General features: G+C 62.0%; 19 protein-coding genes and 1 tRNA gene. 6 read left to right on the forward strand and 14 right to left on the reverse strand.

Features of this window, described 5'->3' with window-relative positions; genetic code table 11:
- The first annotated feature begins 63 nt into the window (after positions 1 to 63).
- Together R2J75_RS06980 and R2J75_RS06985 are read left to right on the forward strand one after the other, a co-directional pair.
- Positions 64 to 140: transfer RNA gene (locus R2J75_RS06980), tRNA-Lys, on the forward strand.
- Positions 141 to 460: 320 nt separating this feature from the next.
- Positions 461 to 583 carry a hypothetical protein gene (locus tag R2J75_RS06985; protein ID WP_316411379.1) on the forward strand — a complete coding sequence of 41 codons (123 nt, stop codon included), beginning with the start codon at positions 461 to 463 and terminating at the stop codon, positions 581 to 583.
- 214 nt (positions 584 to 797) lie between these two features.
- Here the strand turns inward: R2J75_RS06985 and R2J75_RS06990 are convergent, their stop codons facing one another.
- The 10 genes from R2J75_RS06990 to R2J75_RS07035 all read right to left on the reverse strand — a co-directional run bounded on the left by R2J75_RS06990 (position 798) and on the right by R2J75_RS07035 (position 7,302).
- On the reverse strand, positions 798 to 1,109 hold the full coding sequence (locus tag R2J75_RS06990; protein WP_243347383.1) for a hypothetical protein: 312 nt from the start codon (positions 1,107 to 1,109) through the stop codon (positions 798 to 800).
- Positions 1,110 to 1,463: 354 nt separating this feature from the next.
- The gene (locus R2J75_RS06995) at positions 1,464 to 1,736 is read right to left on the reverse strand and encodes a hypothetical protein (protein WP_243347384.1); all 273 of its coding nucleotides are present in this window, start codon (positions 1,734 to 1,736) and stop codon (positions 1,464 to 1,466) included.
- Between the two features lie 279 nt (positions 1,737 to 2,015).
- Positions 2,016 to 4,823 (reverse strand): DUF927 domain-containing protein, encoded by a 2,808-nt coding sequence (locus R2J75_RS07000; RefSeq protein ID WP_316411380.1) that lies wholly within the window; start codon positions 4,821 to 4,823, stop codon positions 2,016 to 2,018.
- Positions 4,816 to 5,013: a hypothetical protein gene (locus tag R2J75_RS07005; protein ID WP_316411381.1), complete on the reverse strand. Its 198-nt coding sequence runs from the start codon at positions 5,011 to 5,013 to the stop codon at positions 4,816 to 4,818. The genes R2J75_RS07000 and R2J75_RS07005 overlap by 8 nt, the downstream gene beginning before the upstream one ends.
- The gene (locus R2J75_RS07010; protein ID WP_316411382.1) at positions 5,010 to 5,291 is read right to left on the reverse strand and encodes a hypothetical protein; all 282 of its coding nucleotides are present in this window, start codon (positions 5,289 to 5,291) and stop codon (positions 5,010 to 5,012) included. Before R2J75_RS07010 ends, R2J75_RS07005 begins: the two co-directional genes overlap by 4 nt.
- 53 nt (positions 5,292 to 5,344) lie before the next feature.
- Positions 5,345 to 5,767, reverse strand: a complete 423-nt coding sequence (locus R2J75_RS07015) for a hypothetical protein (RefSeq protein ID WP_316411384.1) — start codon at positions 5,765 to 5,767, stop codon at positions 5,345 to 5,347.
- A 63-nt stretch (positions 5,768 to 5,830) separates the two neighbouring features.
- A complete protein-coding gene (locus R2J75_RS07020; RefSeq protein ID WP_316411385.1) occupies positions 5,831 to 6,055 on the reverse strand; it encodes a helix-turn-helix transcriptional regulator in 225 nt (74 codons plus the stop codon).
- Between the two features lie 319 nt (positions 6,056 to 6,374).
- Positions 6,375 to 6,692 (reverse strand): hypothetical protein, encoded by a 318-nt coding sequence (locus tag R2J75_RS07025; RefSeq protein ID WP_316411386.1) that lies wholly within the window; start codon positions 6,690 to 6,692, stop codon positions 6,375 to 6,377.
- Between the two features lie 77 nt (positions 6,693 to 6,769).
- Entirely contained in the window at positions 6,770 to 7,033 is a 264-nt protein-coding gene (locus R2J75_RS07030) for a hypothetical protein (protein WP_316411387.1), read from the reverse strand.
- Positions 7,030 to 7,302 carry a hypothetical protein gene (locus R2J75_RS07035; RefSeq protein ID WP_316411389.1) on the reverse strand — a complete coding sequence of 91 codons (273 nt, stop codon included), beginning with the start codon at positions 7,300 to 7,302 and terminating at the stop codon, positions 7,030 to 7,032. The genes R2J75_RS07030 and R2J75_RS07035 overlap by 4 nt, the downstream gene beginning before the upstream one ends.
- A 283-nt stretch (positions 7,303 to 7,585) precedes the next feature.
- On the opposite strand from R2J75_RS07035, the gene R2J75_RS07040 reads away from it, so the two are divergent.
- Positions 7,586 to 8,047 carry a hypothetical protein gene (locus R2J75_RS07040; RefSeq protein WP_316411390.1) on the forward strand — a complete coding sequence of 154 codons (462 nt, stop codon included), beginning with the start codon at positions 7,586 to 7,588 and terminating at the stop codon, positions 8,045 to 8,047.
- Positions 8,048 to 8,054: 7 nt separating this feature from the next.
- Here R2J75_RS07040 and R2J75_RS07045 read toward each other — a convergent pair whose 3' ends face one another.
- The 3 genes from R2J75_RS07045 to istA (R2J75_RS07055) all read right to left on the reverse strand — a co-directional run bounded on the left by R2J75_RS07045 (position 8,055) and on the right by istA (R2J75_RS07055) (position 11,913).
- The gene (locus R2J75_RS07045) at positions 8,055 to 9,422 is read right to left on the reverse strand and encodes a tyrosine-type recombinase/integrase (protein ID WP_316411391.1); all 1,368 of its coding nucleotides are present in this window, start codon (positions 9,420 to 9,422) and stop codon (positions 8,055 to 8,057) included.
- 773 nt (positions 9,423 to 10,195) lie between these two features.
- Positions 10,196 to 10,972 carry an IS21-like element helper ATPase IstB gene (gene istB, locus R2J75_RS07050; RefSeq protein WP_243336033.1) on the reverse strand — a complete coding sequence of 259 codons (777 nt, stop codon included), beginning with the start codon at positions 10,970 to 10,972 and terminating at the stop codon, positions 10,196 to 10,198.
- Positions 10,966 to 11,913, reverse strand: a complete 948-nt coding sequence (gene istA, locus R2J75_RS07055) for an IS21 family transposase (protein ID WP_316411393.1) — start codon at positions 11,911 to 11,913, stop codon at positions 10,966 to 10,968. The genes istB (R2J75_RS07050) and istA (R2J75_RS07055) overlap by 7 nt, the downstream gene beginning before the upstream one ends.
- 83 nt (positions 11,914 to 11,996) lie before the next feature.
- On the opposite strand from istA (R2J75_RS07055), the gene istA (R2J75_RS07060) reads away from it, so the two are divergent.
- Both istA (R2J75_RS07060) and istB (R2J75_RS07065) read left to right on the forward strand, forming a co-directional pair.
- The gene (gene istA / locus R2J75_RS07060) at positions 11,997 to 13,250 is read left to right on the forward strand and encodes an IS21 family transposase (RefSeq protein ID WP_316411394.1); all 1,254 of its coding nucleotides are present in this window, start codon (positions 11,997 to 11,999) and stop codon (positions 13,248 to 13,250) included.
- Positions 13,244 to 14,020 (forward strand): IS21-like element helper ATPase IstB, encoded by a 777-nt coding sequence (istB, locus tag R2J75_RS07065; protein ID WP_316411396.1) that lies wholly within the window; start codon positions 13,244 to 13,246, stop codon positions 14,018 to 14,020. The genes istA (R2J75_RS07060) and istB (R2J75_RS07065) overlap by 7 nt, the downstream gene beginning before the upstream one ends.
- 643 nt (positions 14,021 to 14,663) lie before the next feature.
- Here istB (R2J75_RS07065) and R2J75_RS07070 read toward each other — a convergent pair.
- On the reverse strand, positions 14,664 to 15,683 hold the full coding sequence (locus R2J75_RS07070; RefSeq protein ID WP_316411397.1) for a potassium channel family protein: 1,020 nt from the start codon (positions 15,681 to 15,683) through the stop codon (positions 14,664 to 14,666).
- Positions 15,684 to 16,147: 464 nt separating this feature from the next.
- Between R2J75_RS07070 and R2J75_RS07075 the strand changes: the two genes are divergently transcribed.
- Positions 16,148 to 17,170: a hypothetical protein gene (locus tag R2J75_RS07075; RefSeq protein WP_316411398.1), complete on the forward strand. Its 1,023-nt coding sequence runs from the start codon at positions 16,148 to 16,150 to the stop codon at positions 17,168 to 17,170.
- The last annotated feature ends 483 nt before the right edge of the window (positions 17,171 to 17,653 follow it).

The following is a 17,653-nucleotide window of genomic DNA, read 5'->3' on the forward strand; positions in this document are numbered from 1 at the left end:
ATTCCGATGTTGGTTTTTCGCTTGCGTTTTCCAGAGTCCAAGGTATTCTAGAACTTCCGAGTCGGTTCCTTAGCTCAGCTGGTTAGAGCATCTGACTCTTAATCAGAGGGTCCAGGGTTCGAGTCCCTGAGGAACCACCAGAAAGAAAGGGCTGAAACTTAACGGTTTCAGCCCTTTCCCTTTATGTTTTAGTCCGTCAATTTTTGATGGGTTTTGTGCGCCGTGATCACGATGTGATCACATCGTGGACCAATCTCCCCCTCACCATGACCGGTGACGGTTGAGGCGCGATGCTCGGCCCCCATGGCGAGCCAGGGGGGGCGTAGCCATGCGCGGCCGGGGGCCAGGTGGGTCTTAAAGCATGGATTCATGTTGGTGTAAATGGGAATTGATGCGAAACAAATTGAAAATATAGGCGAACCTTGGTATGATCTATTCAGAAGGGAGGTGATGCGGAACCATGGCGACCAGGAAAGTGGGCAGGAGTGCCATCACTGGGGAGTTCGTGAGCATGAAGGAGGTGCAGAAGCACCCTAAGACCACGATCGTCCAGAAGGTGAAGATCCCCAAGAAGGGCAAGTAACGTAACGGGGCAGGGCGGAAGGGCTCCCTCGTCGAGGGGGCCCTTTCTGTTTCACGGGCCGGGCAGGCAGGCACCAACGGGCCCAGGTGATCCACGCGGACCGGCCCCGCTCGAAGGGACCAAGATAGCCTGATACCCCGGCCTGCGGCGCCCTGCACGTCCCCGCGGGTGTGAATCGGATTCATCCCTCCGCCACATTTGGGCCCGGGGCACCTCACCCCAACTCGCCCCGCCTCGGAACCGGGGCCGGGCGGGGCTTGTGCTTCCTGGCCGGTGCCTTCCTGGCCCGGCGCTTGAAGGCGCCCCCCACCTCCGCGGCCAGGGCCTCTTGGAGGCGCTCCACCAGCTCCAGGGCATGGAAGTAGTTCGGCCCTGGCCTTGGGCCCGCTTGGACCTTCGGGAGGGCCCGCCGCGGATCCCCGAGCCCCGCCTTGTAGGCCACATACCAGGGAAGCACTTCCGCCCAGACGTAATAGCACTTGGGGCCCGTGCCGTGTTGCGGGAGTCCCGATTTGCGCCAGTGCATGATGCACCTGGTTGTCACGCCGAAGATGGCGGCCAAGTTGTCCTGTGAAAGGTGATTGGGCTCGAAAACGAACATTGTTGCTCCTTGCCTAAAGCGTGTATTTGGCGAAGATGCGGACAGGCTTTCCACGGCGCCCACCCTGGCCCAAGGGCGAAAACCCGTAGCTCACCGCGTCACCCAATTCCCGAAGCCTGCGTCGATTCCCTTGTGCTTCCTGCACGCTGCGCTCCATGGCGACCCGGAAATGGGTGTTTGGCCTTCAGCTAGAAAAATGGGGCGGGTTCGTGCGACGCCCTCCTGGCGGCCCCATGGAAGGACCCGTAGGGGGAGAGTGGGGGTGGTAGGGCCCGGGCATCACCGCAGCCCCACCATGTGCTCGGCCTGGTCATGGGGCAAGCCAGCGCAGAAGGTCAGCACCGCAGCGCGCTCCGCCCGCAGGTAGGGGGCATCCTCAGGTTGCGTCTGGCACAGGGCCTCCAGGGTCGGGTCCCAAGGAGAGAATGAATCGTTCCCTCCTTCAGGCGAGGGCACCATGCCCTCACCCTCCTGGCCCGGGACCAGGGGCGCCTCCTGGCCCGTTCCCTCGGGCACCACGGGCCGGGCGAGGAAGGCATCAAGCCAGGTCATGGGCGCCCTGCCTTCCTGAATCGTGTTCCCTTTGTTCCCTTGTTCCCGAGGTCCAAGAGTCAATGGCCATGCGGCTTTGCAGGGAACACGCCCGATTGTTCCCACCGTGTTCCCTGTTCCCGGGGGCAGGGAGAGCACACACCCGATGGGAAGGCACGAGAGAGGGAACAAAAAGGGAACAAATCAGGGAACACGAATACATGTTCCCTTCAAACCCAATCCCCATGCGGCTTTCGGCCCTGGGAACAAGGGGAACACGAAGGATGATCCATCCGGGGATCATTCGTCATCCCCGCCGATGTGCCGCGCGATGCCCGCGGCCCGGACCACATAGCACCTGGTCTTTCCGATGCCCCATAGTTTCAGGCTCCTGGACGGGTTCCCGTCCGCGCCTGGTTCAAGGATCCCGGCGGCGGCGCAGGCACGAGCCACGCTGCCGGGGCTGAAACCCGCGGTAGCCTCCTTCCACCCCGAGGGGAGGAAGAAGAAGTCCCACCCTTCCACCGGGCCCTCCGCATGGCGTTTCAGGCCCGCCCGGTTGTGCACCGTCTCCTCCACGCCCCAGGTCTGAAACCTGGCTTGCTGGTGCCTGGAAATGAAGTCCAGCACCGCCTCAATCCCCCGGTGCACCTCGGAGGCTCCGGTGAATCCCCGGCGATCAAGCCAGGCTTTGAAACAGACCTGGGCGGCCCGGGATGCCTCGCCCTCGGGCCATGGGAGGATCCCCATTCCCTGGGCCAACTCCCCTGCTACGGCGACCAGGGCGAATCGCCCCGCCACCCGTCGAACCTGGGCATCGGCCCCCATAGGCACCACCTGGGCCAGCCATACGCGTTCCATCTCCTGGAGCCGGGCCTGCAGGGCGCCGGCGCCGGGGCCTGCATCACAAAGGCGCCCGAGGAAGGCGCGGATGGGCTGCCCATAGTGGGCCCGGGCCTGGGCCTTCAGGTGCTCCGCCAGGTGCCCCAGGGAGGGAAGTTCGTGGGCCTTGTCGAACATCCCCGTCTCGGGGCAGGGGATGTCAGGGACGCGCACTTCCTGGCCGGCTCGGGCCCGCTGGCCCCCCTCCTGCATCTTGTCCTCAAGGCCCTGTTCCCCGCTGGACAGGAAGACCAGGCGCCATTGACGCATGGTCCGGGCCCCGCCCTCCCTGGTCGCCCGGGCCTTGGCGCTCCCGTTCGCCAGCATGTAGGCCACGGAACCGGCCTCCCGGGGGTCCACTTGGCCCAGCTCATCTAGGGCGAGGAAGCCATCATTCCGGGTCGCGGCGATGCCCTCCAGGCCATTCCCCGTGGCCCGCCAGGTGGGAAGGGGGTCCGGGCGCCCCCACACGCTGGCGGCAGCCTCCAGGCAGGTGGACTTCCCCTTGGACGAGAAGCCCATGAGGTTGAACCCCCCGCCCCCGTCCGGTCGCACCATGTCCAGGAGGGGCCCCGCGAAGGCGCAAGCCAAGGCGAATGCTAGGCGGGGGTTCCCCACGGCGAACCGGGCCACACCTTCACGCCATCCCTCCAGGGTTCCGGCCACCTGGCGGCCCTGGGGCCCGGCCATCTCACCCGCGTAGCGCACGGGCTCCGTCGGGTTCCCGATCACCTCCCCGCCCGGGAGCACGTAGGCGCCAGGGACCCATCCCAGGGCATCCACCAGCCGCACGCGGGGGCCCCGCTGGAGGGCCTGGGCAGCCCCACACAGGTAGCGCAGCAGGTGGCGGCGTAGGGCGGGTTCCGGGGGCAGGATGAGCCCGCCCTGGCCCATGGTCCGCGCCAGCTCGGCACCTTCGCCCGTTAGTAGCTCGAAGGGCAGGGCCTCCTCATGCGGAATCCGGTCCGGGTCCTGCCAGGCGATGAGTAGGCGCCAGCCGGTGCTCCGTTCATCGCGGACCAGGCCGGGCAGGGTGAAGGGCGGGGCGATCCACACCCGCTCCGCCGGCCTGGGGTTCCCTTCATCGTCCTTCCCGGCGGGGGCCTTCAGGTGGAACAGGCCTCGGGGCCCCCACTCGAAGCCTCTCACCCGGGGCCGCGCATGGTCCTGTGGGGTCGGTTCCGAATCTCCTCCCTCCGGGCCCGCCTGACCATGGTCATCATGACCATGGTTTGACGCCTTCGGGCCTTCCCTCCACAGGCGTCCGCGGGGATGCCCGGCGATCTGGAAGGCATTCGCGGCCTTGTGGCGCAGCTCCTCCATGGACCAGGTGGGCTCGCACAGGGCGGGTACGTTGTAGTGCTCCGCCACCAGCTCCAACGCCTCCGCCTCGGAGAGGTCGAAGCCTTGAATCACCTTCAGGAAGGCATCCAGCAGGGCCCGGCTCCCATCCTGGCCTTGGATGGAGGGTTCACCCCGCCGGAGGTAGGCGCCCACCCGCTCCCGCCAGTTTGCGGGGCGGCCCGCGGGGGAGTCGCGTTTCATCCCCTCCTCTGGCTCGCCCTGGGGGGGGGCGGTGATAGCACCGACCACGGGCGGCGGGAACGCCTCCCGCACCTGGTCCCGGGTCCACCGGGGCCCGTCCGCGGTCACCAGCTCCACCAGGTGCGGCCCTGCCTTCCGGTGCATGAAACCAGGTACCCGAAGGACCCGGGCCACCTCGCACACTTGGCGATCCGCACCGAAGGGTGCCAGGGCCTCCCGGATGGTCCGCAGCTCCGCCTCATGCTCCGCCTGGCGCTCGGCGTCTCCTCCGGGCATGGGTTCCAACGGCAGCCAGTAGAGATGCGCCCCGCCCGGGGTCCTCACCGTCATGGAGGGCGCCAAGGGCAGGCGGGCCGCGTCGAAGGGCTCCCGGGCATCCTTGGAATCCAGGTCCGCCCACCAGGCCCGCAGGGTCTGGACGTTCTCTTTCTTCCGGGCCCGGCCATCGGTGCCGTTCACCGTTACGAAGATGCCGGCGCCCGCCCCATTGAGGCGCCGCAGCTCGGCCAGGTGCTCCCGGAGGGATCCATGCATGGTCCGGGCCAGGTCCCGCCGGCGCTCCCCTCCAGGCTTCTCGTCATCAAAGGTCTGCCAGGTCACGGCCTGGTCCAGGGCATCCGACGGGGCGCACCCCAGGAGGCAGGCCAGGAACGGCAGGGCATGGGTTCGGATCTCATCCACGGGGGACCCCCTGGCGCTTGAGGTAGGCAAGCACCACGCCCGCCAGAAGGTGGAAATCAGTGGCCCGGGCCTGGAGTCGATCCAGGAGGGCCTCGGGGGAGGGCAGGCATTCCATGGCCCGCATCCTGTCCAGCTCTTGGAGGGCGAGCGCGGCGGCTACCATGCCGGCCACGGATTCATGGTCGGTCACATGCCCTCCTGCCAGAGGATCACGCGGTCCGGGGCTTCCGCCTCCAGGGCCAGGAAAAGGGCGGCGCCCCAGGGCTTTCCGGCGTCCGTTTCGTGGATGCCGACCTTTCCCCGGATGTAGGCCACCCGCACATGCTCGGTAGCACCATGCCAAGGGAGCACGACGACGCCTCCCCCCCAGGGCTTGCACTTCCGCCGGGCCCACTTCGGGAGGGCAGCGCGCTCGAGGAGATACCGGGCATGATCCCGGAGGCTCACGGGCTCGCCTTTCTTGTTCAACCAGATGTCAATTTGGAAAGTGTCGGCCTTTGTCAGGACCAATGGCTTGGGGGTCATGCTCCACCCCGCCGGAACCAGGTCAGGCCCAGCCGATGGGCCACGAAAGGCGGAAGGGCTTCATAGGCCTTCGCCATGCTCTCCATATCCCGGAGCACCGATTCCCACGTGCTTCCGGGCTCTTCGGCCATGTAGACCGCGAAGAGGAAGAGATTCAGGAACGCCCCAGGATGAGGCCCAGTCCCGGGCATGAACAGCAGCTCCCCGCGGCCAATGACAGCTTGGACCGCTGGGGCCGCCATCCACCGCGCGGCGCTCCCCTCCTCGGCGCCAGTCCACTCCTCCAGGAGGAGAAGGGCGTCCGCAGAATCAGGTTTCCCCCAGCCCCGGGCCTTTTCGATATACCGGGATGTTGCCGGTTCCGGCCACTTCGGTAGGTTCGCGGCCCCCGCCTCCTCATATGCCGCGAAGGTTTCCAAATCGATTTTCGCTTGATCGTCCGAGGTCCCGCACACCTCGGCCCGCACATGTCCCCGCATCGCTCACTCTCCCTTTGCTGTGATCTTCCGGAGGTTGAGCCACGAGTCCACGTCCGCGCGGCGATAGCGTACCGCGGCGCCGAGCTTGACATAATCGGGTCCGATCCCCTTGGTGCGCCAGTCTGCGAGGGTGAGGACGGACACCTTGAGATAGGCGGCACACGCCCGGGGATCCATGAGCGGGTCCCGCAGGTCAGCCGAAAGCGTCACTTCTTGATTGGATTTCATCTTGCCTCCATGGGGCCAATCGTGGCCTTTGGGCAGGATGAGGCTGCCTAGCGCGTGGGGCGTTCCAGTGGGCAGACACGCGTGATTCTATTGGTACTTCTTGAAATTTATGGGTGCGTTGGTGGCTGGGGGTCATTTCCCAGGATAAATGCATTTGTTGATAATAAAGCTACATGACTTTCATGCAATGTCTCAAAGCGTTCCACATCACTGGAACGGATCGTGATGACTTGACGGCGCGGCGGGCCGGTGCGGGAACCGGCGTTCGGGAGCTACCCTAGCCGCGCCGTTTTCAGGATAGGTGCCTCGGATCCGCGTTTCAAACACGGCTGGGCATGTTCACCGGCGCGGGCCCGGCCTGGGCCTCCATGGTCCGGAGAGCGTAGAACGCAGGCTGGACCCTAGCTTCCACCCCGTCCGCGATTAGGGAAAGGAGGGAAGGGAGGAGCATGAAGGCAGAGTCCAGGCGTTTCTCAACCTCGTCCGTTTCCTTGACCAGGTGGAGCGGAATATCCCGGATCTCCGCCAGCATCCGGAGGGACTCCGCAACTTCCAGGGACCCTTGGGCCAGCTCTTGCAGGGGTCCCGCTAGGACTCGAGATGTTGCCGCGGTTTGGGGAGCGATTTTCACGGCCATGGATGGCCTCCATGAAAAGGCCGGGGGGCAGCCGGCGAGGGGGGGTGCTCGCCAAATTCGGTGAGCACAACTCAGGGTTATTCGGACGGGGAAGTCGTGCGCCGGGGGCGCCCCGGGCCGCGCAACTGTCGGGCCTGGGTCTTCTCTTCGAACCATGCCAGGAGAAGGCTTTCCTTGAATGCCCATCCCCCTGTGAATGGATTGGTGACCACCGGCAGGCCTTCCTGGCGCACGAGGCGGGTCAGGGCCGGGTACGAAATGCGCTTTACTCCCTTCATCTGGCCCAGGATTTCGCGGGCCTTGTTCAGGCTGAGGAGGGGCTCGATTTCGAAAGGCTTCATTCTCCCATCTCCCGTTTCGCTTGAGCCAAGGCCAAAGCCTGCGACCATGCGCGCCTGAGGGCGGCCAGGGCCGCGCCGCGGTCCTCCTGGGCCGCCAGGAAGGCGGCGGCCTCCTTGGCGATTTCCAGGGCGGCAGGAGGCAGGGAAGGGGTCTCCATTCCAGGGACCCCTTTCGGCGCCTGGCTCACCAGGTCCTCCACCAGGCGCCAGGCGGGCACCCCGCGGGCCTCCGCGAGGTCTCGGAGCTGGCCCGCGACCTGGGGGCTCAAGCGCAAACGCACTTCCTCAACCTCGCCCTCCCGCCGGGGCCGGCCTCCGCCAGCTCCGCGCCCGGCGCCTGGGTTCTTCGCAACGGCCATCGGCTCACCTCCTGCCGAGGATCATCCCCCCTCGCGCGCGGGAAGGCAAGAAAGATTTCGAGCCGTAACAACTTTCGATAATATCCATTATGTAACCAAAGAATCGCTTTAAGCCAAGTCATTTCAGCACCGAATTTTCGTGGATTAAGGGTTCGTGTTCTGGGTAGCCTTTTGGAACCCCCCAGGAGCCCCAATGGCGACCCCATTTCCCATCACCTGTGATGTCTGCGGTGAACTGATCCACCAGCCCGAACACGGGATGCTGGCTTGGTTTAGCCAGTTGGGCACCCTAAAAGTTCATGATATTCGAATTGTTCATCACGCCATCCACAGCCCGCAGGGGCAAGGACGATGCTGCTTCCATACAGTGGAGCGGGCGGGATTCGTCCCTGGGGACCTTCACCTCTCGGGTGTCGTTGGGCCTGATGGAATCATGGACCTCTTGGAGATGATGAACACCCGCCACGCTGACCCTGAGAGAGTTTCGGAATTGCTCAAACGCCTCTTTGTGCCGGGGTACGAGCAGGCCCGGCACCATATCAGCGCGGCTATCCAAGAAGGGGAACTGGAGCCGAACCGGGCGCATGGCTACTACTCTTCTGAGCAGATCAAGGCGGTCCTGAAATTCGCGGCAGCAAATCAGGGGCAGGATTAGAAGACTGTCACGAGGCACCCCTGCCTTTTCCCTCCTTCGCCCTCCGGCGCTCCTCGGCTTCCTTCTCCGGGTCAATGGCGCCCGTGAGAATACCTTCGATTCGGGCGCCGATCTTCTCCGCAGCCTGGTGCAGGGGATCCGCGGCGCTCCGTGTGTAAATGTCCGTCACAGTGGCCTCTGCATGGCCCAGGAGCTCGCCCACGAAGCCCTTGAGGCCCAGGTCCGCTCCAACGCTGGCGAAGGTGCGCCGGAGGTCATGGAGGCCCGGGTTGTTCTCAGGGTCCAGGTATTCCCCCGTCTTCTCATCCCTGGGGGCCAGTCCTGCGGCATCGCGGATCCGCTCCCAGGCCTTCTGGAGGCCCTGGATAGGGGCCCAGCCTGCCACCTTGCCTTCGTCGTTCCGCTCCGGCCGGCCCGGGATCACGAATGGGCATCCGAGCGTCCGCGGAGCGGCCTTCATGTGTGTCACCAGGGCCTCGCACAGGTGGACCACCCGGGCCCGCTGGGTCTTCCTGCCCGTCTTGTGGGCCTCCTTCGGGATTCGGATTTCCCCTGCCCGCAGGTCCACCCACTCCCAGCGGGCCCCGGCAACCTCGCCCTTCCGCATCCCCGCGAGGAGCGCGAGGCGCACCGCCAAGACAAGCTGGGCCGGCTCCGCGGATTTCTGGAGGGTGGCCCCCAGTTTCTTCAACTCAATGTCCGACAGGCGCCGCTCCCGCTTCACCTCCGGGGCCCTCTGCTTCACCACGGCCACCGGGTTGGAGCCCAGGGGGCGCAGCTCCCATTCCTCGGCCCGCCCGAACATGGTCCGCATGACGGCCCGCACACGGTTGGCCTGTGTCGGGGTGGCCTGCCTGATCTTGAAGAGCATCGCAGATACGTCCGCGGGGCCCACGGCCGCCACCGGCAGTTTCCCCAGGGCCGGCAGGATGAAGAGCTTGACCAGGCGCTTGGTCTCATCCCCCCAGCTTTCCCCCAACTCGGGCACGTGCTCCAGCTCGTATCGCTCGGCCAGGTCCTTCACCGTCACCGCAGCCCGCCGGGCTTCCTCCGCAGCCTTCCTGGCATTCGCCTTCGCCAGGCCAGGGTCCGTGCCGGCGTCGATCTTCGTCTGGGCCGCCCGGGATGCTTTCTCAGCCATCTCCGGCCCCATGGCGGGATACCGGCCCAGGGTAAGTGACTTCTGGAAGCCCGCGAACCTGTAACGGTGGACCCAGGCCTTTACCCCCGAGGGCAGCACCCGCAGATTGAGCCCCTGGACAGCCTGGCTCTTGGCGTTCACCACCGGCACGAAGTAAGGGCCCGCTTCGGGCGCCAGGTCCTCCACAGCGGCCTTCACAAGGCGGATGGGTGGCCTTTCCTTCTTCTCGCCCATGGGGTCCTCCAGGATGTGATCATGGCTCCGTGATCACAATATGATCACATCCTGGGCCATTGTCAGCCTATTTATTCATAGAAGTGCCAACAATGATTTGGCCTAAATGTCTTATTTGCCAGTATTCTCCATTCTTCACAAATATGGGCCAATGGCTTTCCTTGAGACTCTTAATCAGAGGGTCCAGGGTTCGAGTCCCTGAGGAACCACCAGAAAAGAAAGCCCCGAAGGTTAAAAACTTCGGGGCTTTCCCTATTGGCTATAGCGGGGCGATTCCGGCAAGCCTTCTGGGGTAATCGATACCCCGTTACCACAGTGAGGATTGCGGCTAGGTAGAGGCACTCCCTGGCTGGGGAGAACTCCCGGAACTTTGTATGGGGTTCTCAAAAGCGTTGGCGGGCTTCCGGTCGAGGGCAGGGCGGGCATGGGATCGCCGGGGCATTCCGATGGCATATCAGGTCGATGCATCCACCCGGCCGGGGACGGTCGGTTCTCGGGCAGCCCGGTGGCGTTCCTCTGTTTCCAGAAGGCTGCGTAACACCTATGTGCCCATTAGGGCCAGCCCATTGCTCGCCTCGGTTTGATGCCAGAGGGATTCGGGCTCGAACACGGTTGCAGATGCGGAAGGAGGTGGGGGGTGTCAAGCGACATCAAAATTGACCCACCAGGCGACACGAAAACTGACCCACCTGGTAGTTGGGAACTGAAGCCGCCGGGGTGTCCGGAGCGGAGGCCGTAGGCCGTAGCGCAGGACATCCCGGCGGGCGCGGCCATCATCCGGCCACTTCCTTGGCTGGCACGACGCCAGCCCGGCGCTTTTCCTTGAGGCGGTAGCTCTCTCCCTTGATCGTCACGATATGGCTGTGGTGCAGGAGCCTGTCCAGGATGGCCGTCGCGACCACCTCGTCCCCCAGCATCTCTCCCCAGGAGCCCACGGGCTGGTTGCTGGTGATCATCAGGCTGCCCTTCTCGTAGCGCTTCCGCACCAGATGAAAGAACAGATGCCCGGACCGTCGCTCCATGGGCAGGTAGCCGAGCTCGTCCACGACCAGGACATGGGGGCGGGCGAATACCCTCAGGGCCTCATCCAGCGCCCCGTGGTCCGAGGCCGCCGCCAGTTGGTGGACCAGGTCCGCGGCGTGGATGAACCTGGCGCTGTATCCCTGCTCGATGGCCTTCCGAGCCAAGGCGATGGCCAGATGGGTCTTTCCCACGCCCGGCGGCCCCAGGAGCAGGACATTCGTTGCGTTGGCGACGTAGCGTCCCGTCTCCAGTTCCGTCACAAGGCGGCGGTCCAGGCTGGGCTGCAGGCTGAAGTCGTAGTCCTCCATGCGCCGGTCCAAGGGGAACTTGGCCATCTGGATCCGCATCCGGGCCCGCTTCTGGTCCTTGCTTTCGATTTCCTCCCTGATCACCAAGTCGAGAAAGTCCAGGAAACTCATCTCGTTCTGGGCCCCGCGGTCCAGGAGGGTGTCCAGGCGCTCCCGGGTGCTGACCAGCTTCAGCCGGGTCAGGTGACGCTCCAGACGTTCGAGCCGGGGATCTACCATGCCTCACCTCCCACGATGGCGGCGTAGTGGGAGAGTGGCCGCCGGATCTCGCTGGGTTTGCCCACCCGGGCGATGCCGTTGGTGAAGCTGACGGCGTGACCAGGATCCTCGATGACTTGGCGGCGTCCTGGATGGACCGGATGCTCCGCGATCACCTGGTCCTGGCAGAACACCTGGATGGTGTCGGCCTCGACGGTCACCTCCAGGGTGGCCCCGATGAACTGGGGCGGGACGCTGTAGCGGTTGGTATCCACATCGATCCGGCCATCCGCAGCCACCGTCCGGGACAGGTGGCGCACCAGGAGGTAGCTGGGATGGTTCCCAATCGGGCGCAAGGCCGCCTTCTCCGCCGGAAATCGATCTATCGGCCTCTCGCCGGTGGTCCCGTGGATCCGGGTGTCGGCCACGTTGAGCATCCACCAGACCAGGTGCTCGTCCAGGGCCTCATCGGATTCCCAGCCCTCGCGGCCAAGGGCATTCCCTTTGGCATAGCCGACGCTCCGTTCCACCTTGCCTTTCGTTTTCGCCCGGAACGGCTGGCAGGCCCTGGGAACTGTGCCCCAGTGCCGGCAGAAGGCGTCGAATTCCGGGTGGAAGACGGGGATACCAGCCTTGCGCCTGTCCACCAGTGGCTTGGCATTGTCGGTTAGGAGGATCTCCGGGACGCCCTCGAAGTGCTGGAAGGCCCGTTCGATGCCCATGATCCAATCCCGCTGGCGGAGGCTTCCGGAGATCTCGATATAGCACCGCCGGCTGTAGCCGAGGGTCGCCACGAACACATAACGCTTCTGACGGACGCCCCCGATCTGCAACCACTTCTCCCCGAAGTCCACCTGCATCTGCTTGCCAGGCGGGGTCTCGAACCGGACCGTGGCCTGCTCAGCCCTTTCGTAGCTCTGCCGGAAAGGGCGGAGGGCTCTCTCGACGGTCCGCAGGCTCACGGAAACGCCGATTATCGGGCGACATCCGAAACTGACCCACTTGCGACACGAATTCTGACCCACCCCCCCGAAAGGAGGAGGGCATGGAGTTCGAACCGCGGGACGCTGGTCTCCATAAGCCGGAGGCCAGAATGCTCGGAGACGGTGCAGTGGCCCAAATATTTGCTTTGCAGAACTTGGGCTGGTCGATCCGAAAGATCGCCCGGGAGGTCGGCCTCTCTCGGAATACGGTCCGGGACTGGCTTCGTGGAGGGCCGGACAGAAGCTATGGAAACGGCTCCCGGGCCGGCCTCCTGGACAGGTATTACTTCTGGATCCAGAACCAGTTCAACGCAGGGGTCCGGAATGCCGATGTCCTTCGCCAGGAACTGGAGGCCATCGGAGTCTCCGTGAGCCTGCGGACCGTCGAGAGGGCCCTCCGCCCCTTCCGGCAGAGCTACGAGAGGGCTGAGCAGGCCACGGTGCGGTTCGAGACCCCGCTAGGCAAGCAGATGCAGGTGGACTTCGGGGAGAAGTGGCTGCAGATCGGCGGAGTCCGGCAGAAGCGCTACGTGTTCGTGGCGACCCTCGGCTACAGCCGGCGGTGCTATATCGAGATCTCCGGAAGCCTCCGCCAGCGGGATTGGATCATGGGCATCGAACGGGCCTTCCAGCACTTCGAGGGCGTCCCGGAGATCCTCCTAACCGACAATGCCAAGCCACTGGTGGACAGGCGCAAGGCTGGTATCCCCGTCTTCCACCCGGAATTCGACGCCTTCTGCCGGCACTGGGGCACAGTTCCCAGGGCCTGCCAGCCGTTCCGGGCGAAAACGAAAGGCAAGGTGGAACGGAGCGTCGGCTATGCCAAAGGGAATGCCCTTGGCCGCGAGGGCTGGGAATCCGATGAGGCCCTGGACGAGCACCTGGTCTGGTGGATGCTCAACGTGGCCGACACCCGGATCCACGGGACCACCGGCGAGAGGCCGATAGATCGATTTCCGGCGGAGAAGGCGGCCTTGCGCCCGATTGGGAACCATCCCAGCTACCTCCTGGTGCGCCACCTGTCCCGGACGGTGGCTGCGGATGGCCGGATCGATGTGGATACCAACCGCTACAGCGTCCCGCCCCAGTTCATCGGGGCCACCCTGGAGGTGACCGTCGAGGCCGACACCATCCAGGTGTTCTGCCAGGACCAGGTGATCGCGGAGCATCCGGTCCATCCAGGACGCCGCCAAGTCATCGAGGATCCTGGTCACGCCGTCAGCTTCACCAACGGCATCGCCCGGGTGGGCAAACCCAGCGAGATCCGGCGGCCGCTCTCCCACTACGCCGCCATCGTGGGAGGTGAGGCATGGTAGATCCCCGCCTCGAACGCCTGGAGCGTCACCTGACCCGGCTGAAGCTGGTCAGCACCCGGGAACGCCTGGACACCCTCCTGGACCGCGGAGCTCAGAACGAAATGAGTTTCCTCGACTTCCTGGACCTGGTGATCAAGGAGGAAATCGAGAGCAAGGACCAGAAGCGCGCCCGGATGCGGATCCAGATGGCCAAGTTCCCCTTGGACCGGCGCATGGAGGACTACGACTTCAGCCTGCAGCCCAGCCTGGACCGCCGCCTTGTGACGGAACTGGAGACGGGACGCTACGTCGCCAACGCAACGAATGTCCTGCTCCTGGGGCCGCCGGGCGTGGGAAAGACCCATCTGGCCATCGCCTTGGCTCGGAAGGCCATCGAGCAGGGATACAGCGCCAGGTTCATCCACGCCGCGGACCTGGTCCACCAACTGGCGGCGGCCTCGGACCACGGGGCGCTGGATGAGGCCCTGAGGGTATTCGCCCGCCCCCATGTCCTGGTCGTGGACGAGCTCGGCTACCTGCCCATGGAGCGACGGTCCGGGCATCTGTTCTTTCATCTGGTGCGGAAGCGCTACGAGAAGGGCAGCCTGATGATCACCAGCAACCAGCCCGTGGGCTCCTGGGGAGAGATGCTGGGGGACGAGGTGGTCGCGACGGCCATCCTGGACAGGCTCCTGCACCACAGCCATATCGTGACGATCAAGGGAGAGAGCTACCGCCTCAAGGAAAAGCGCCGGGCTGGCGTCGTGCCAGCCAAGGAAGTGGCCGGATGATGGCCGCGCCCGCCGGGATGTCCTGCGCTACGGCCTACGGCCTCCGCTCCGGACACCCCGGCGGCTTCAGTTCCCAACTACCAGGTGGGTCAGTTTTCGTGTCGCCTGGTGGGTCAATTTTGATGTCGCTTGACAGAGGGCAACACGCCCACCCCCCCCGGTCCGAGGTCCAAGCCTTCGGGCATCCAGGGCGCACCTGCCCCGCTCCTTTCGAGGCGACCCAGGGCTGCTCCCTTCGGTCCGCTGGCCTGGGTCCCAACCGCCTTTCCAGTCGCTCTTCGCTGCGCTCGCCCGGCACGGGAGCCGCACCCGTGCCGGGTCGATAGGCTTTGGCAGGCGCATCCTCGATGCCCTCCGGTTCTCCCCCCTTCCCGAGGCGCTTCACCCGAAGGTCTTGCCTTCCTGGTCAACAGGACGATGTCGAGAAAGTGAAGTGTTGTGCCAGGAGAGGATCCTTGGCGCGCGCCTGCGGTCTAGTCTTTATCTAAAGATAATGAATACATGGTTTACATTTATGAAAGCCAAGAGGGCACGGTGGCCGATTTCTGTCCAGGAGTGGCCTGCTTGTGGGGAGCAGGCGTGGTCTGATTCTGGAGGGCGGCCAAGTTGAAATTCTGCTTTCCGCTTACTCTGCTTGGTTGACCTACTCTTGGTCTGCCTCGAGAATTACGTCTCCCGTTGAAGCTTGTGCTTGGCTTGGGTTGATGATACTGTCAATAATTTTGTGGCAAAGTCTGTTAGATATTCTTAATTTACTAGCAATGGTCTTGTGAATGTTTTTTGGCCAGGGCTGGAGTGGTAATAGATTGTTTACTGATTTTACTAGTTCTGGTGTTATCTCAGAATAATAATGAATTTGCTCGTTGTTTATTTTGGATTTATTGTAGTGGTCAAAAATTCGTTGAATACGGTTATTGATTGGAATAAAGATGTCTGGTTGATCTTCCTGGTATAGCAAGGCTAGGGTCTTTTTGATCTGCCTCATCAACCGTTCGATTCGAGATTGCTCTCTTGGGGTTGCAAATGCTTCCATGCCGGCCATGGAAGCAAATTCGGCAGCTCGAATAATCGTGCGAGCCACTTTTAATGAACCTTTTTTTGCCCATCCTTCTCCGATAGCACCAACCCTAAGTTGATATCCATAATAATGATTCAGATTGGCGACAATTGTCTCGAGTTCTTCGATGTATCTCATTTTTGAAATATGGTCATGATTTAGCATCGCATTTTTTAGGCCCTTTCCGCATTCTTCGATAGCAATGAAGAAAGAACTCAGTCTTCTTTCATTGTCGCTGGTGTAAAGCAATTTAATTAGGGTAGAAGTCCGGTCAGATGCTAACTTTGATACAATAATCGCCATTATTATGATGCCGCTTATTACTTCGAAGGATGCAAAGAGGCGTCCATAGCCTAGGGGAATATAGTCACCATATCCAAGAGTTGTGATAGTGGTTATGCTAAAATATAAACAGTTTAAAATTGTGATCGGTTCGTTAGGATTGCTTGCATTTCTAATTCCATTCGTTCCTGATGAGAAGTTGTAGTAATAGGCTGTAAAAAATAATATGTTGCAAATTAAACTTAAAACCCAAGTTCTGGTATTCGATTTGTCGATTATCTTGGTTAACACGGTCTCCCCTTGAAAGTGCAAATTGAGACTCATTCGAATGATTGTGCGGACAATACGAATCCGACCCTGCAGGTATTAGAAGGTGCGATACTATATCTTGGCACATTTCCTCTTGAATCTGGATGGCTGTGTCGGCTTATTTTGAGCGATTGCTGCCGAAAACCCATCGAGATTACCGTCACTGCGTACCTATCAACAGCACGTGACGTGAAGGATCCACAGGAGACAGAAGCTTTAATGGAGGACCCTAGGTGGTTGGCAATCGGAATCCGTTTGACGGGTGGGTCCACGCCGATGTAACCGAGGCAGATATTTACTTTTGGCGTGAGCACCCCTGCAATCCGGATGGTGAACTCAGGATCCTGCTTTTCCGGGAACCTGATCGGGTTGTCGGGATGTCTCCCTATCCAGAAGAGATCGCAAAATCAAATCGCCTCATCGATTCGTTTGGCCAACGGACCTGCCTTCTGTTGGATCGTGAGAGCCTCTCAGAGCCCATGGAACACCGCATCAGGCCCATCATCATGTTCGATTCCAATGCCATCGACTTCATGATCCACCCTTCACGGGCTGAGAATGAAGAAAAGGCCGGGGCTGGTTCAAATTGGGACCTTGAGAACGCCATCGTGGCTTCAGGGTATGGCTTGAATATAGATTTCTATGTTTACGAAGTATTTATGACAAACGGTATTTCCAAAGAGGTGCTTGAACGACTTGTTGACCCGATTGAACAACTGTTTAAGTTGCAAAATTGCCAGCAAGAGCCATGGATAAGAGAGCGGAAAAGGGTCGTGGATTTGAATTCTGCGAAACAGGTCTTTGAGGAAGCAGGAGTGAAGGACTTCAGGGGCTTGGCCAAGGTTCATATAGATATGCTCCTCGCCCGATGGAAAAACGGTATGGCTGTGACTTTCAAACATTGGGAATCCGCAAGCTATGTGATGCTCCTTAAGGCTGTACAGTTGGGTGCCGATTCCGCAAAGGAAACCGTTGAAAAAATGGAACTTCTTTGGGAGTTCGAACTTGAAGTGCTTGGTGTAAGTTTCATGCGAGAGAAAATTTTCGCAGCCCTTTACATGGAGGGACGCAGCCAACCTGCGAGGGATTTCATATTTAAGAATATTCGCCAATCTGGTCTTCGAAGGAAATTGCGAGGCTCTGCCAGAGACCTTCTCCTTCCCCGCTTTGCCGAACGGAGCCTTGTTGCACACTTGGGCCAAGGAGAATTCCTGATCCCGCATCTGCTAACGTTTGACCGACCGCTATTGGGACTCTCGAATCCCATTCAACTCCATCACTTATATTGCAGGAATGGGGACCGCGCCTGGACTGTTGTCTATGATTTTGAACATCTTAGGACGGAATTACTTAAGGCGGTTTCCGCAGAAGTTTTAGAAACTCTCCTGTCCAATCCGGGGAGAGCCTGCCCTGAAAAAAAGGGGCTCTCCGGGATGGAATGGGATTCCTTGGTGGAGAACCTGGAATCCCAAGTCTCCCGGTTGCTTCGGGTGGCCGTTTGAACCATCCATCTCCGTCTAAATGGCGAATGGCAACGACATTGGCCTTCCCAATGGGGGCCTCCCTGCCCAGCCCGCAGGATGAGCAGGCTTGTGTGCCCCGGATCTCTCCGAACAAAATCGTGCAGGAACTTGTTGGAGCCCGGCCTGCTCGACCTAGCCAATGTCGTAGATTCTTGGCCTAGCGCTTCTTCCCATCGCTGCTCTTCGTGGCTGATCCCGCCGCCAGCCCATGGCGATCGGCATATAGTGCAAGCGCTTCCTCGACTACGGTGCCGATGGTTGCTTCACCCCGGGCGAGTTCTCCGCGAATCGCTCGGGCCTGGAGGTCTGCAACCAGAAGTTGAAGGAGTTCGGCCGGTCCCTGTCGGAGTCGAAGGGTGAAGGGGATGGTCGGCTCCTTCGTTGGCCGCCCCACAGCCCGGCGCTCTGGGGATGGATCCTTGGATGTATCCAGGGCGCTTGCGGCGGCCTTTCCGGACCCTG

Source organism: Mesoterricola sediminis, from assembly GCF_030295425.1.
In the GTDB taxonomy this organism is placed as follows: Bacteria; Acidobacteriota; Holophagae; order Holophagales; family Holophagaceae; genus Mesoterricola; species Mesoterricola sediminis.